The 13946-nt window shown below is 35.8% G+C and carries 14 protein-coding genes; all 14 read right to left on the reverse strand.

Going from position 1 to position 13946, the window contains the following annotated elements; translation table 11 throughout:
* Positions 1 to 532, reverse strand: a 532-nt coding sequence (locus tag BW139_RS17635) for a hypothetical protein (protein ID WP_217697119.1), incomplete at its 3' end; no start/stop codon positions are given.
* An 8-nt stretch (positions 533 to 540) separates the two neighbouring features.
* Positions 541 to 1785, reverse strand: a complete 1245-nt coding sequence (locus tag BW139_RS17640; protein ID WP_076920517.1) for a hypothetical protein — start codon at positions 1783 to 1785, stop codon at positions 541 to 543.
* 163 nt (positions 1786 to 1948) lie between these two features.
* Positions 1949 to 2473 (reverse strand): acyltransferase, encoded by a 525-nt coding sequence (locus BW139_RS17645; protein ID WP_076920518.1) that lies wholly within the window; start codon positions 2471 to 2473, stop codon positions 1949 to 1951.
* 12 nt (positions 2474 to 2485) lie between these two features.
* Entirely contained in the window at positions 2486 to 3460 is a 975-nt protein-coding gene (locus BW139_RS17650; protein WP_076920519.1) for a hypothetical protein, read from the reverse strand.
* The gene (locus BW139_RS17655; RefSeq protein WP_076920520.1) at positions 3450 to 4700 is read right to left on the reverse strand and encodes a lipopolysaccharide biosynthesis protein; all 1251 of its coding nucleotides are present in this window, start codon (positions 4698 to 4700) and stop codon (positions 3450 to 3452) included. The genes BW139_RS17650 and BW139_RS17655 overlap by 11 nt, the downstream gene beginning before the upstream one ends.
* Positions 4701 to 4825: 125 nt before the next feature.
* Entirely contained in the window at positions 4826 to 5764 is a 939-nt protein-coding gene (locus BW139_RS17660; protein WP_076920521.1) for a Gfo/Idh/MocA family oxidoreductase, read from the reverse strand.
* Between the two features lie 13 nt (positions 5765 to 5777).
* Positions 5778 to 6740, reverse strand: coding sequence for a Gfo/Idh/MocA family oxidoreductase (locus BW139_RS17665; RefSeq protein ID WP_076920522.1), 963 nt, complete (start codon positions 6738 to 6740; stop codon positions 5778 to 5780).
* Positions 6733 to 7440, reverse strand: a complete 708-nt coding sequence (locus tag BW139_RS17670) for a cytidylyltransferase domain-containing protein (RefSeq protein ID WP_076920523.1) — start codon at positions 7438 to 7440, stop codon at positions 6733 to 6735. Before BW139_RS17670 ends, BW139_RS17665 begins: the two co-directional genes overlap by 8 nt.
* Positions 7440 to 8498 carry a nucleotidyltransferase family protein gene (locus tag BW139_RS17675; protein WP_076920524.1) on the reverse strand — a complete coding sequence of 353 codons (1059 nt, stop codon included), beginning with the start codon at positions 8496 to 8498 and terminating at the stop codon, positions 7440 to 7442. Before BW139_RS17675 ends, BW139_RS17670 begins: the two co-directional genes overlap by 1 nt.
* The gene (locus BW139_RS17680; RefSeq protein WP_076920525.1) at positions 8495 to 9145 is read right to left on the reverse strand and encodes a NeuD/PglB/VioB family sugar acetyltransferase; all 651 of its coding nucleotides are present in this window, start codon (positions 9143 to 9145) and stop codon (positions 8495 to 8497) included. Before BW139_RS17680 ends, BW139_RS17675 begins: the two co-directional genes overlap by 4 nt.
* A complete protein-coding gene (gene neuB, locus BW139_RS17685) occupies positions 9135 to 10208 on the reverse strand; it encodes an N-acetylneuraminate synthase (protein WP_076920526.1) in 1074 nt (357 codons plus the stop codon). The genes BW139_RS17680 and neuB overlap by 11 nt, the downstream gene beginning before the upstream one ends.
* A gap of 8 nt (positions 10209 to 10216) precedes the next feature.
* Complete coding sequence (gene neuC / locus BW139_RS17690) at positions 10217 to 11371, reverse strand: UDP-N-acetylglucosamine 2-epimerase (RefSeq protein ID WP_076920527.1); 1155 nt, start codon at positions 11369 to 11371, stop codon at positions 10217 to 10219.
* Entirely contained in the window at positions 11371 to 12525 is a 1155-nt protein-coding gene (locus tag BW139_RS17695) for a LegC family aminotransferase (protein WP_076920528.1), read from the reverse strand. The genes neuC and BW139_RS17695 overlap by 1 nt, the downstream gene beginning before the upstream one ends.
* 15 nt (positions 12526 to 12540) lie before the next feature.
* On the reverse strand, positions 12541 to 13731 hold the full coding sequence (locus BW139_RS17700) for a UDP-N-acetylglucosamine 4,6-dehydratase (protein ID WP_076920529.1): 1191 nt from the start codon (positions 13729 to 13731) through the stop codon (positions 12541 to 12543).
* Positions 13732 to 13946 lie beyond the last annotated feature (215 nt).

Consider the following 13946-nt stretch of genomic DNA (forward strand, 5'->3'; position numbering starts at 1 on the left):
TTCCAAAGTTATGTAATATATCACTTTTTTCACCATCGCTAGAAGCAATCCACTCTACATAATTATCTAAATTAAGTAATTTAATAACAAATAAATATACTCTTTTTTTCAAACCACCTATTTTCAAGGCTCCTCTAGATAGCTCTCCTCGAGGGGATAAAAAAATCACGCCCTTAAAGTATTTTGAATATCTGCTTGTTAACAAAGGAATGAATGAAAAACGAATCGACATTAAGCTATTCAAGTGCACCACATCTGGTTCTAATTTTCTCAATATTTCGTTTACAAAGCCAAATGAAAAACTGGCACTTTCAACATACATTACTTTAACGGAGCCAACATCCATCCAGCTATTTATTATAATATTTTTATATCTAGCTTCCCCCCCCAAATCACGATCTCTTGTAACCAAATATATATCAAATTCCCTCCCAAGGGCATCGCAAACACTCTGTAAGCTCCTTATTGGACCTCCGGCCATATAACCTGGTACATAATAATCAGCTAATATTAATACTCGTTTTCTATTCATATTATATTCTATATAGGCTTAGTAAGAGGGTTATTTTGTTGGTACAAACAACCTAGGAAAATTAAAAATACGGGGCTGGTTAAATTTAACCACGCACCATAGCCAACGGTGTATAACAGAAGTGATATTAAAATTATATATGCAAATAGATTTCTCTCCCTCATTGCCACTATAAAGAATGAAATAAAAGAAAAAAGTAAGAATAAAAAAGATATACCGTCTCTTGCTAATAAGTGGGTTAAGTAAGAGTCTGTTGAACCACCCAATGTACCACCATTTACGGTCCAATAAGGCGATATATATATGTCTGAACCAATCCCTACAATACTACTTATACCTGCAGAACCCATCAGCCTGAAATGCTCTAAGATGATTAAAAAGCGAGAGGATAAATTTTGAGCATCAGCATTAGCTGAGTCACTCCTCAAAATTGCACTATTAAAAAATTCGTTCTGTATTCCTAGCAAAGGAATAATATCAGAAGCAAGCTGTAATCCAAAAATAATCGCAAGGCTCAATACAGGTAAAATGCAATAAACTCTATTATATCCAAACTTATTTTTATCAAATACAAAAACTAGCGAAAGACACAAAACAAAAATCAAATAACTCGTTCGATTACCACTTAAAATTATGAAGTATATTGAAATTATATAAAACAAGTATCTACTTTTACTTTTGTTTAAAAAGTAATTGGCAAAAAATACGATTAAAGAAAAAGCAGCTGAGTAAGGAGGTGTTAAATATTTCCATATTGAAACTCGCCACCACATTCCTTGATGAAGATTTACTGTAGTTTGACCTGGCAAGTAGCCATAATCAGTTACTTGTGGATCAAATGTAAAAATTAAAAATAATAACGCAAATAAGTAAAGTCCATTTATAAGCCGTAGTGGAAAATATACTCGGAAATGCACTATACATATAATTGGAAGTGCCCAGCGTAGTGTTTCTGAGAAGTGCTTTATATCAAAGTTAACGACTGAAGTTAAAAAGCTAGAAAGTAAATATAAACCTAAAAAGATAATTATCGGATCTTTCTTGATTTTATATTCTTTTACTATGAGTGCTAAATTTATAAGTATATAGATAAATAAAGGTATTGTAATAAGAAACCAGCGGATTCCTCCACCAGTGTAAGGGTCAGCACCTTTCCCCCCATAATTTAAAAATGTCCAAAGGATTAATAAATATGTTGTGTAACTAACAAACATATATTGCGATGATTTAGTGGGCAAGCCAGTTCTAACCATTTCAACTTCCTAGCTTATAAACTAAATTTAATATTTATGCCTTTGCTTTCATAGATACTTGCTCTATAGCTTATATAAATGTAGTTTTATTTAACACTTTAAACGCTAACTTAAAAACTAAAACTTTATAAGTTTAGCACTCTGTAGAAATTGCCTATCTGAGTTATAACCGGGTAAACTTATCTTGATTTGCCAAGTTTATGTAATGCTTCTCATCTCTATATTTAAATACTTTTGCAGGATTTCCCCCGGCGATTCCAAACTTTGGTATATCAGAAACGACCACACTGCCAGCCTGAATAATTGCACCTTCACCGATTGTAACACCTCCAAGAATTGTAACTCTATCTCCTATCCATACGGCCCTTTTAATAACAACACCTTTATTTTCATGCTTATCGTCATATGGTAAGGAAGTAGCATTCTTGTAATTATGATTACTCGTTATTATTAATAGGTCATTACCAGTATGAACATAGTCGTCTATCCTAACACTCCCAGAACCTCTGATCGTTAAACCATTTGAACTGCAATGCTCCCCCAATATAGTTTTAAAATTAACAGATGAAGGGCCTCCAATAAATATAGCTTTACCTGTAGACTCTGCAATTAAACGAACTTTAAGGACCCAGAAAAACCTTTTTATTTTTATTGTTATGCGAGTCATAAAGCGGATTACTTTAATCATGTATTAATCTCTCTATAATAATTCAACATGATGTGATACTTGAAAATGCTCGATGAGCAATTCCATATTTTTTCTGTGTTTTAGATAAAAACACTCTAATTTAGGTATAACAACATTAACATCAAAACCATAGATAAGCTCTAACGTTTCTGTAGCACCAGAACCTGCGGTAATAACTTTCAACGGCTTAATCATATTATCTTTAAAATATAGCTCTATAGGGCCTGTTGACTCTATAACTTCAACATGACTTAACCCATTAAACTCTGTAAAATCAGTTTTTTTATCAAATCTATGCAAAACAATTTTAAATTCACATTGCTCATATTGCTTTGCAAGTTTGAGCAAGAAATTGATATAATTTTCCCTTGATATCATTCCTGCATTGATAAATGCTGAACTTATAAAATAAACAGAATTGTGTAAATCATATTTAACGACTTCACTCTGAAGCTTACGAAAATCATTAACGATAATATTTTTTGCTATTAATGGTGTTGCCATTTTATGTTTTCGATCAAGCGTGACCAAAGTGGCATTATCGATAGGTCTAATGTCAAAACCTAATATTTTGCAAACTATATACTTAGACCTAAATTTAATACTTTTATAGTGCTTGCTAGAGTCTATCAGTAATGTTGCATTACCATCTTCAAGAAGCACTTTATTTGAAAGTGGGTTAGAATTAGCTATTAAGTTCATAAATTCGTTATAATATGCACTTATAAGGATCTCATCAAATGCGCCAAGCTCTTTGAGCATCTGTTTAATTGCTTTATTATTTTTAACAATATCAACAGCTGTACCACTATATTTTATCCAAAACACTTTATTCCAAATCTTTTTATCAACTAGTTTATGTAACTGATTATTCTCATTTGCCCAAGGAATTATAAGTATATTTTCATCACAATCCTGTAATAACTCAAGCGCTTGCAGGTATTGTAGTGGTTGGATTATTACAAATAGCTTTCTTTTAATTGACACCAACTGGCCCTCTTTTATGATTTTTAACTACTGAGAATACAATAGCTTGTGAGAATAAAAATTGACAGGCAATACTAATAATAGTCGCATAACAAGCACCATAAACTCCATACTTTGGAATAAGTAGTAAATTTAATACTAAATTTATCAAAAAGACTATAACTGTTACTTTAGATAATGAGCCTGTTCTTTTGTGGTACCAAAGAATTGGAGTGTACACTTTATAAAAACCCAATAAACAAAAACCTCCTATCAACATGATTCCTAAGTATTTAGCTTGCGAGTAATCTATCGGTAATAAGTGATCAACTAAGAAGTAAATTACAATGCTTATTATTACCCCAGATAAGATTACAACTAAACAAGCTAAAAACATAAAACGAAAAAGCTGTGAATAACCGTCAAGAAATAACGTTTTCTCTTCTGCCTTTTGTGCTATAAACTCCATAACGAATGGTGCCCAAGCTTTGCTCAAAGAGTTTTGCAGTACTGACATTATCATAGCCAGTTGCATCCCTGCTGCATATATAGCAACAGAGGCATTTCCTAAAAACTCTGATATAAAAATCCTATCGGCCATAAAATACATCCCAGCAGCCACAGAGTGAGGAATAATTGGTAAAGTAAATTTCAAGTTAGATGAAACCATAAACCAACTTAACTTCCACTTTATATCAAGCTCTTTTATTAGTAGATAAAAAGACAAGACCGAAAATAAAAAGAAAGAACTAAAAACTGCAAAAAGTTTAGATTCCCATCCGAGATCAAAAAAAAATAATAATGAAATTGTTAAGATAAAAGTTACAACATTAGGGCCTAATAAAAAAAGAGAGTAAAGTCGATATTTCTTTTTGCATTGATAAACTAACACAGATGCTTGAATCGTAACATTAAAAAGGATGATTATTGGCAAGGTTAAAAACCAACCCTCATGCAAGCCAAACCGACCAACTATAAATTCTGATGAATAAAATACAATTATTTGAAAAAATACAAATACAGGTAACACTATTATTAATGAGTTGGTTAGATATAAAGAAAAATCAGATTTAGATAACTTAAAATACTCGACAATAAGCCCTGCAATGGAAAACTGTAGTATTGGTGTAAGAATTACGATAAAGCTCTCTAGAAGTATTAACCCCCCATACTCTTCTAATGTTAATTGAAAGGTCAGTATGGGAAGTAGCAAAAATGGTAAAACTGAGTTTAATAATGTTAGAGAAGAAACTATCTTCATTGAACGAAACAAGCCATTAACTCCAAACTAAGAAAAAGTTCATAAATTTACACACTATATTCCATTAGCAGATTAACATATTAGTAATTTACGGTTACTCATATATATTAATCATGATACGGGACTTACTCATAACCTGCCATTTTATTATAAAAACTACACATGTGGCGTTGTTCATCTAACGAGCAAAGGTTTGTTACATCGCCTTGTAAAAATGCGTCTAACTGTTTATATAAGCCGGGCTTGAATTCTTTATCTAGCGACTCATCTATTTCGACACTAAGTTGAGGAATTGTGCCTCTTTTTTGCACTAGTAACGACTCCATTGGCTTTAATATGTATCTGTTTTCGTTAGTAAATATTTCTACAGCCCAGCGTCCGGCCGACTCCCAGTTAGCTGCATAATTAAATAATGCGCCAGATTCACTCACACCAGCCCCTGAGAAGATTGAAGAGGTAGGGTGCCAATTTAGTTCACCAGTAACAAAGCTAGCCATTTTTTTAGGTTGACCGCCTAAATAAAATGCCAGATCGGCTACATGAGTAGAATTAGCTAAAAACCATTTACTGAGCACGTCTTTAGGCTTATCTATTTTTTCTATAACATGAGCCCACTCTGTTAGTTCAAAGTTGAACGATGTTACGCCACCTTCAGCCTTAAGCCTTTCTTTTAATGCGATAACTGAAGCAAAGAAACGTCTATTATAAGCAATAAAAACATCGCAGCCACTTGCCGTACTTTGCTCATATAAAGTATTAAGCTCGGTTAATGTTGTGCCGCCTGGCTTTTCAACCAATATGCGCTTTACACCGCTTTGGATTAACTGTTGAGTGGTTGCGTATAACTGTGCAACGCCTACACTCACAATTGCCGCTTCAGGGCATGCTGGGGCTGTTTCTAAAAAGGCTTCAAGTCCGCCTTGAATAACCTCTTTACCTGTTTTATTGGTAAATTCTTCTGCAGATGCTTTACCACGGCCAATAACGATATAATCGCGATTTTGAGCATCTAAAATTTTTGCATAATCAACCGACATTGGGCCTGAGCCAACTAACCAAATCATTTTGTTCTCCTTTTTATGTTATTGGACACGCTAATAAGTTTTTATTTAGCACGTTATTTATATGCTCAAGGTATAGCTCAATCATAGAGGTATGTAGATGACACGACTCATTAAAAGGAGTTAATGATGAAGTATTGCTATTTAGTATTTCATCAATATTTAAACCGGTTAGCTCGCTTTGGTATTTTACTTGGTGCTTAAATTGTTGCTCAGCTGAAACATTGGCTGTATTGATAGTACCTGCAATTTCGTCGATTGATATAGTGTTAGAATCAGATGAAAGCGATACTTGTATTACTACTTCGTCAGCCGTTGTACACTCAAGCTCTAATGAATGCTGGCCAAGCATAAACTTTACTTTACCGGTTAGCTCGTAAAAACCCGCTCTTTTACTTTCTAATAATTGTGTATCTAAATTATTTTCGGTAGCTTGTAAGTTTGCTTCGTTACATAAATACGAAAACAAATCGATAAAGTGAATGCTATTACATGCCATTCCCCAGCCGCTACCAGACACTTTCATTGCAAGTACTTCGTTCGGGTTTAAAAGTTCTTTAATTTGCTTATAAGAAGGGTAAAGTCTTCGAGGGCAGTTAACCCATGCAGTTACATTGTGCTGTTCAAGCAATGCTGCAACTTCTGTATATTCATGCAGCGCTTGGAACAATACCTTTTCAAAAATAATATAACGAACTTTATTTTCAGCAAGTAAGGTGGCTGTTACTTTAGCGCGTACTGGTGCTGAGGTTGCAATAATACATACGTCGAATGACTCTGCTTTTGGTAAGCTTTGCGAGTATTGCACTGTGCTTTTTACATTTTCAATAGAGACTTGCTCGGCTCTTTGCTGTGCAATATTTAACGAGTCGCTGGATGGGTCTACAACCGTAATATTCAGTGGTAAAGCACTTTGTAAAGCACCTTGTAAGTGTCTGCTTCCTAGTTGCCCTGCACCTATTATAAGTATTTTATTCATGTATTTTGTCTCGCAGGATTGTTTCAGCAATTATAAAGTCTAGTTTTGTATCGATGTCTACAGAGCTATGGCTATCCATTTTATAAGCTACGCTATTGCCTGACATCAAACCCCCTTCTTGCAGAAACTGTTCAACTTTAGTTAAATAAATTGCACCATTTAATCTGTAATATTGTGGTAGATCTTGGCTACGCATATTTTTTACGTTTTTAGGGATGAAGTTTTCTAAAGATAATGAATCATCTAATGTATTACTCCACAGTGGAGAATGCTCACACTCACAAACTGATATTACTGAATCAGCATTTTTTACATTTAATAAATCAATCGCTCCTTGTATATCAGCAGCTGAGCGTAAAGGCGATGTTGGTTGGAGTAGTAATACATAATCAAAATATTCGCCTATACCTTTAAAATACTCGAGCGTATGGCGTACTACATCGACACTACTGCTTGTGTCTGATGATAGGCTAGCAGGTCTTAAAAAAGGGACTTCTCCGCCAGCGGCCTTTGACGTATTGGCTATGGTTTCGCAATCTGTACTTACCACTACTCGCGCTATTGAAGGTACATTTCTTGCCGCTTCGATTGACCAATTAATCATTGGCTTACCTGCTAATGGTAAGATATTTTTTCCTGGAAGGCGTTTGCTTCCTCCCCTAGCAGGTATAATCGCTAAAATAGTTTTTTCATTGCTCATTAAAGCACCCCAAGATCATGAATATCTATTTGCGCACGATTAAAATCATCATGGCGGCCAACATCTAGCCAATATTCATGTATCGGGAATTTTAATGTTCTTTCATCGTTCGCTTTTAAGTTTTCAAATAATGTTGGCATGTCTAAGTACTCATGACTTGATAGTGACTCAATTACTTTATTTGAAATGACATATATACCGGCATTTACAAAGTAGCGATAAGTGGGTTTTTCGACGATATTTGAAATTTCATTCCCTTTACCTTCAATAACACCAAAAGGCACTTTAATTTCATAGTCGCGCACGCACATAGTCGCATCAGCTTGGTTTGCATTATGAAAATCAAGTACCTTTCTAAAATCTACGTTAGTAAGAATATCTCCATTAATCATAATAAGAGGTAGCTTAGGAATGGACTTTGGTAATAAAGAAAGTGCGCCACCAGTGCCTAAAGGGGCATCTTCATGAACGTATGTGATTTCTATATCGTGCTGACTACCATCACCAAAGTGATTCATGATCACTTCAGGTAAATAGTGCGTTGAAATATAAAACTTATAAAAACCATGACTTTTAAAATGATTGATTAATGTTTCTAACATTGGCTTACCGCCCACTTTAAGCATAGGCTTTGGGCAGTTATCTGTTAGCGGGCGTAATCGAGTGCCGAAGCCGCCCGCCATTAAAAAAACGGGATTATCACGTTTTTCAATCTCAAGTGTTTCATGTAATGTTTTTACATTAACAAGTCGGCCATTTTCATCAAGTATAGGTAAAAGCAAAATTTTCTTTTTTTGCATCATTATTTTTAAGGATTCATTAGACATCAACGTTGTTGCACTGGTTGGTGATGTATTCATTATTTCGGTCACAGGATCATCAAGACCAATGCCGTTAATTAATCCTCGACGAATATCACCATCGGTTACTAAGCCGATTAACTTATTACACTCTAGAACAACTAAAGCGGCGTGCATGGCTTCTTTGTCTATAACTTTTAGCGCGTCTCGTATTTTGACATCTGGAGAGATCAAAATATTTTCAAAATTTGTGGTCATAATTTACCTTCCAGTTTTATGTATGGTCTGGCTCCATAAACGATAGCGGAGTCTGGGAGTGTTTTTAAAATATTAGCGCCAACACCTATTATTGTATTTTTGCCTATTTGAATATCATTGATAATTTTTGCACCAGTGCCTATATGTACGGACTCTTTTACATGAACTTGGCCGCTCATTACAACACCCGGTGCTATATGACAAAATGCGTCTATTTCACAATCGTGATCAATGCTAGCTGAAGTATTTACTATAGTTCCAAAACCAATTTTACTTCCTATACAGATTGTGGCATTTGATAAAACTTGTGCTCCCTGTGCAATGGTTGCGTATGTAGACACATTAGCTGAGCTTGCGATCACTGTGGCAAATCCATAAAACTTGCTTTTAAATTCAGTATGGATCTTGGTGCGTAAACCAGAATAAGGCATTGCCCCTATGCCGTTTACAAGTTCAACCTCATCAGTAGCAAAGTCTAAAATAGCGTTATCATTTTTAAAGTGCTTAATACCTTTAAATAATTCCTTGCCTGCTGTTATTTCGGGTGCGACAACAGCAATAATATCTCTTCCTTGTAGTAAAAGAATTTCTAATAAGGCGGCGGCATGGCCTCCGCCACCAATCATTACAAGAGGTTTATTTTTCATCGAGTAATTGACCAACTGAGTAATCTTTAGTGGCCGGGGTATCTAATAATTTCCAAAAATTAATTGGTGCAATGCCGTCCCCAGGTCGTTTCACTGAAATATGCTTTTCAGTCAATATGTCTCCTTGTTTAATTGCTTGTGCTGCAACTAAACTTTTACGCGCAACGGCTTTATTTTTAACTTCAGAAGGCCGTGGTCCTTTAATGCCATCACCTAATATTTTTTCTACAATGCGAATTCCATCAACCATTTCTTTTAATTCTATTGGATCTAGAGATGCTTTGTGATCTGGCCCTGGTAATGATTTATCAACAGTAAAATGTTTTTCAATTAAGACCGCTCCTTTGGCCACTGCAGCAATAGGCACTACTATTCCGGCGCTATGATCTGAGTAACCTACTTCTAGCTTAAACGCGTCTTTCATTGTATCCATGGCATTTAAATTTATATCATTAAATGGCGCTGGGTATTCGGTTGTACAATGTAAAAGCGTTACTTTGTCTTTTAATAATTGCTTACCTTGCTCTGAAAAATACGCTGTTTGTAATGCTTCTTCTGTTGGATTGCCTTCTGGGTTTAAATAACCAAAAGCAATTACTGATAATACCTGCTCTATTTCAGAAAGCGTTGCCATACCTGTTGATACGATTAGATCACAACCTGTTCTTGCGTGTTCTAGTACTAATGGCGCGTTAGTAATTTCACCCGATGGTAGTTTTAGGCGCGTTATTCCTAAATCATCAACTAAAAATGAAAGGCTTTCTGAGTCAAATGCGGTAGATAAAAACTCAATACCTAACTCATTACAATATTTCACTAGCTTATGGTGCGTTTCGTAGCTCAACTCTAATCGCTTTAGCATTGAGTACTGAGACTCTTTTTGACCACTATTAGTGACTTGATACTCTGCTTGTTGTGCATCTTCAGTGACTAAATTTTTAGCTTTAAATGTTTGGAATTTAACTATATTGGCTCCTGCTTGATGCGCAGCATCAACAAGAGAAAACGCTATGTCGTCACTGCCATTATGGTTTACACCAGCTTCAGCTATAATTAATGTCATAGAGGTTCTCACTTTAAATCGTAAAAAGATTTGCTCGGCTCAAACTCTAAAGATTTGAGCATTTGAATTGCTTGAGCACTTGCATTGCCGGCGCCATATGGATTAATAATTGTTTCGCCTGGATCTTTATAGCTACCTGTAACAGCCGATTTTATTGCTGCTGAAATAGCGGCTTTTGTTGCTATACAGTTAAGTACACTTTTAGCTGCTAAACGGCCTTTTTGTCGTACGCCTATATTGACTGTAGGCACGTTAAATGCGGGGACTTCAATGATACCACTCGATGAATTACCAATAACAACAGCGGCATTTTTTACCGTGCTCAAATAGCGCTTTTGTCCCAATGACGGTATTGCACATACTCTATTAGGGTGCTGTTTAGCATAATCTTCAAGTATTGGAATTATACGGCGCCCACCATCGTCTGCATTGGGGTAGGTTAGAATAACCTGATGATCTTTAAACTCATCTAATGCATCGAGTAATGCGCTAAAGCTTTGCTCCGGTGGCTCTTCACCTAACGTTACTGGATGATAGGTAACAAGAAAGTAAGGCTGCTTTAAATTAAAGTTTAATGAGTTGCCAATTTCATTAACACTCATAAAATCACTACGTGATAAATGATCTAGGCCAATTGCACCAATATTTTTAACTCGCTCAGGCATCTCACCTAACTGGATTACACGTTGGCGATATTCCTCGGTAGAGGTTCCGTGTAAATAGCTAAGTTTAGTAATAGCATGTCGAATAGCGTCATCATACGCCCCTTCGGTGATTTCGCCTCCGTGCAGATGCAAAATAGGTATGCGTAATATCATTGCGGTTTGAGCAGCCGCAAGTGCTTCAAAGCGGTCACCTAAAATGACCAGCGCATCAGGCTTTAATCTACTTAGTGCATCAGCAAAACCAAGCACACCAAGCCCCATACTTTTAGCGGTACCGACGGCAGTATCTGATGAGAGTAGAATTTCTATTTTTTCATCTATGCTAAAACCATCTTGCTCTATTTGTTTGTAGGTTTCACCAAACTCAGATGATAAATGCATGCCTGAAACTAATAGCTGTAATGTAAGCTCTGGATCACTTTGAATATCTTTTATAAGCCAGTACAGCAGTCCATACTCTGCACGAGTCCCTGTAAATACAGCTATTTTCTGTGTCATTATAACTTGCCTAAACTTTTAACTGGAGAGCTTGGTATGTTAACTAAGTGAGCTTCAATAAACTCTGAATGGCTTAAATCGCCTCGCATTGCATTTTCGAACATAGGTAGTCGATGCATTAATTGCCATATTGGTCGAGTCATAACACCATCAGCATTAGTCTGCTTTAGTAGCTTTTCTCGCTCACTGGGATTTGGGCAAATAATTGCATTTAACCAATAGTTTGATTTTGCATAGCTAGGCTCTGTTACAAATTTAAAGTCAGAGCCTTTAAAAAAGTCTGAATATAGGCTGGCGAGGTGACGTTTATTGTCGATAAATGCGGCAAGGCTTTCCATTTGCGCACAACCAAGTGCTGCATTTAGATTAGGCATACGATAATTAAAGCCCGCTTCATCATGAAAGAATTCATACGGATGAGGAACCTTAGCTGTAGTGGTTATATGCTTTGTATACTGCCCCGAGGCTAAGGTTTTGCATAAAACCATGCCGCCGCCACCGGTGGTAATAATTTTATTACCATTAAAGCTAATTGCGCCAAAATCACCTAACGTACCTGTATGCTTACCTTTATAAAATGAGCCAAGGCTTTCTGCTGCATCTTCGACTAAGGCAATCTGCCACTCATTGCACACACTAATTAGTTCATCAAGCTCAACAGGATGCCCAAATGTATGCATTGGCACCACTGCCTGAAAGCGCTGTTTTGTTTTTTTATGTATCGGCCCCGATTCGGTTAATACCGCATGTTGCTCTAAAAATGCAGACAATGCTTTAGGGCATAAACCCAAGCTAACAGGTGATACATCAACAAACGCAGGCTCAGCCCCCATGTGATGTAAAGCATTACAGGTTGCTACAAAAGTAAGTGCTTGAGTAATAACGATATCGTTATTTTTAACTCCCGCCATATAGAGTGCTGCATGCAACGCGGCGGTACCATTTACAGTAGCCACTGCTTTTGCGGTGCCGGTGTAATTTTCAATATGTGTTTCAAAGTCATCTACAAACTTACCAACACTTGAAACAAACGTGCTGCTTATAGTTTCGGATACATATTGTTGTTCATTCCCTGAAAAAGTGGGTGCGTGCAGAGGAATAAACTCGTTAGTTTGGTAGAGATCTTTTACAAATGAAACAAGCTGTTTAGTCATGATATATCTGCCTAATTACATTTTACCATCAAGGTATTTGCCCGTTTCTTTATGCCCAAAATCAGGAAGCATTTTAAAGAAAAGTGAGACAATTTCGTCTTTAGTCCAATTTTTATCAGCTTTCATTTGAGTAATTTTTTCTTCAAACTCAGATAATAATGCTTGCTCGAAAATTGCGTCATTTTTGATAATGCCTAAATTTTCAAAACGCTCCATGTCTAATGTTTCACTATCGGTAAAGAACTCTTCGAAATCTTTTTCACCTGTAGTGTCACTTTCAGTAAATAAACACGGCCACTTTCCTTGAGCTGGTAGCGTTTTTACTAGCTCTCGTGCTTCGTCTTCAGTTTTACATAAGAAAGGTTCGTAACCACGATCATGAAGGTATTTTACAGCAATATCTGCAAAGGTAATTAAGTGTAAAGCTTCACTTAATTTTGGAAAGAAAATATCTCTATTTTCACCAAAAATACATGACATTAAACACAGCTCACCAGATTCTTGAGGTGTAACAAAGTAGCGTTTGATATCACTCGGTGCGACTATTGGTTGTTGTTTTTGTATGCGCTGATTGAAACCATGTAGCAATGAGCCATCTGAAAAAGCAACGTTTGCAAATCGAGCGGTAGAAATAGCAATGTCTTCACTTTTACGCATTAAGAACATTTCCATTATACGCTTTGAAGCCCCCATCATATTAACTGGGTTAGCTGCTTTATCGGTAGACACACAAAAATATTTTTTTGCACCGCAATCAATCGATTGTTGAATTGTTTTATCAGTGTTAAATACATTTACGTCGATCATACGCATTAATGTAAATGGGTCTTTTTCACTACGAACATGCTTAAGTGCAGAAAGGTTCAATACATAGTCATATTGGCCATCTGCTTTTATAAATGCATCATACTCAACTGAACCAATATCAAGTGCGAAGGTTTGAAAGTCACCGTCGATATAGCCAAAAGAACTACGAATGTCACGCACTAACTCAACCATGTTATTTTCGCTAATATCAACAACATGAAGTTTTTTAGGGTTACGTTTAAAAATTTCTTTTGTTACAGCTTGGCCTATTGAGCCAGCCCCACCTAGCACAAGAAATTTTGAATTTGACACTATTTGCTGAAGTTTGTTCTCCGCTTTATCAATATCATGCAAGAAGAGCGTTTTATTACGACCAATTAACTTTAATATTTTATTCATAGTTAAACTTAAATTTAGTGTTTAAAAGGTTGAAAGGTTACTGTCATTTATTTACTAATAGCTCCTGTAGTAGAATTATTTGGCTTGTACTTTATAGTACTTACACTCTTATACTTTACGTCGCTAAAGTTATTAATAGATTATTATTCATTGAGGTGATAATTTCAGAGAAAATAACATTTTTAACTTTTATAGGCCGCCAAATACATTTATAT

This window comes from Pseudoalteromonas sp. SK18, from assembly GCF_001974855.1.
In the GTDB taxonomy this organism is placed as follows: domain Bacteria; phylum Pseudomonadota; class Gammaproteobacteria; order Enterobacterales; family Alteromonadaceae; genus Pseudoalteromonas.

Coding starts and splice junctions, on each gene's coding strand:
- neuC (WP_076920527.1), bottom strand. CDS start 11,371: ATGACACAGAAAATAGCTGTATTTACAGGGACTCGTGCAGAGTATGGA.
- BW139_RS17695 (WP_076920528.1), bottom strand. CDS start 12,525: ATGACTAAACAGCTTGTTTCATTTGTAAAAGATCTCTACCAAACTAAC.
- BW139_RS17665 (WP_076920522.1), bottom strand. CDS start 6,740: ATGAATAAAATACTTATAATAGGTGCAGGGCAACTAGGAAGCAGACAC.
- BW139_RS17645 (WP_076920518.1), bottom strand. CDS start 2,473: ATGATTAAAGTAATCCGCTTTATGACTCGCATAACAATAAAAATAAAA.
- BW139_RS17640 (WP_076920517.1), bottom strand. CDS start 1,785: ATGGTTAGAACTGGCTTGCCCACTAAATCATCGCAATATATGTTTGTT.
- BW139_RS17700 (WP_076920529.1), bottom strand. CDS start 13,731: ATGAATAAAATATTAAAGTTAATTGGTCGTAATAAAACGCTCTTCTTG.
- BW139_RS17660 (WP_076920521.1), bottom strand. CDS start 5,764: ATGATTTGGTTAGTTGGCTCAGGCCCAATGTCGGTTGATTATGCAAAA.
- neuB (WP_076920526.1), bottom strand. CDS start 10,208: ATGACATTAATTATAGCTGAAGCTGGTGTAAACCATAATGGCAGTGAC.
- BW139_RS17670 (WP_076920523.1), bottom strand. CDS start 7,440: ATGAGCAATGAAAAAACTATTTTAGCGATTATACCTGCTAGGGGAGGA.
- BW139_RS17680 (WP_076920525.1), bottom strand. CDS start 9,145: ATGAAAAATAAACCTCTTGTAATGATTGGTGGCGGAGGCCATGCCGCC.
- BW139_RS17655 (WP_076920520.1), bottom strand. CDS start 4,700: ATGAAGATAGTTTCTTCTCTAACATTATTAAACTCAGTTTTACCATTT.
- BW139_RS17675 (WP_076920524.1), bottom strand. CDS start 8,498: ATGACCACAAATTTTGAAAATATTTTGATCTCTCCAGATGTCAAAATA.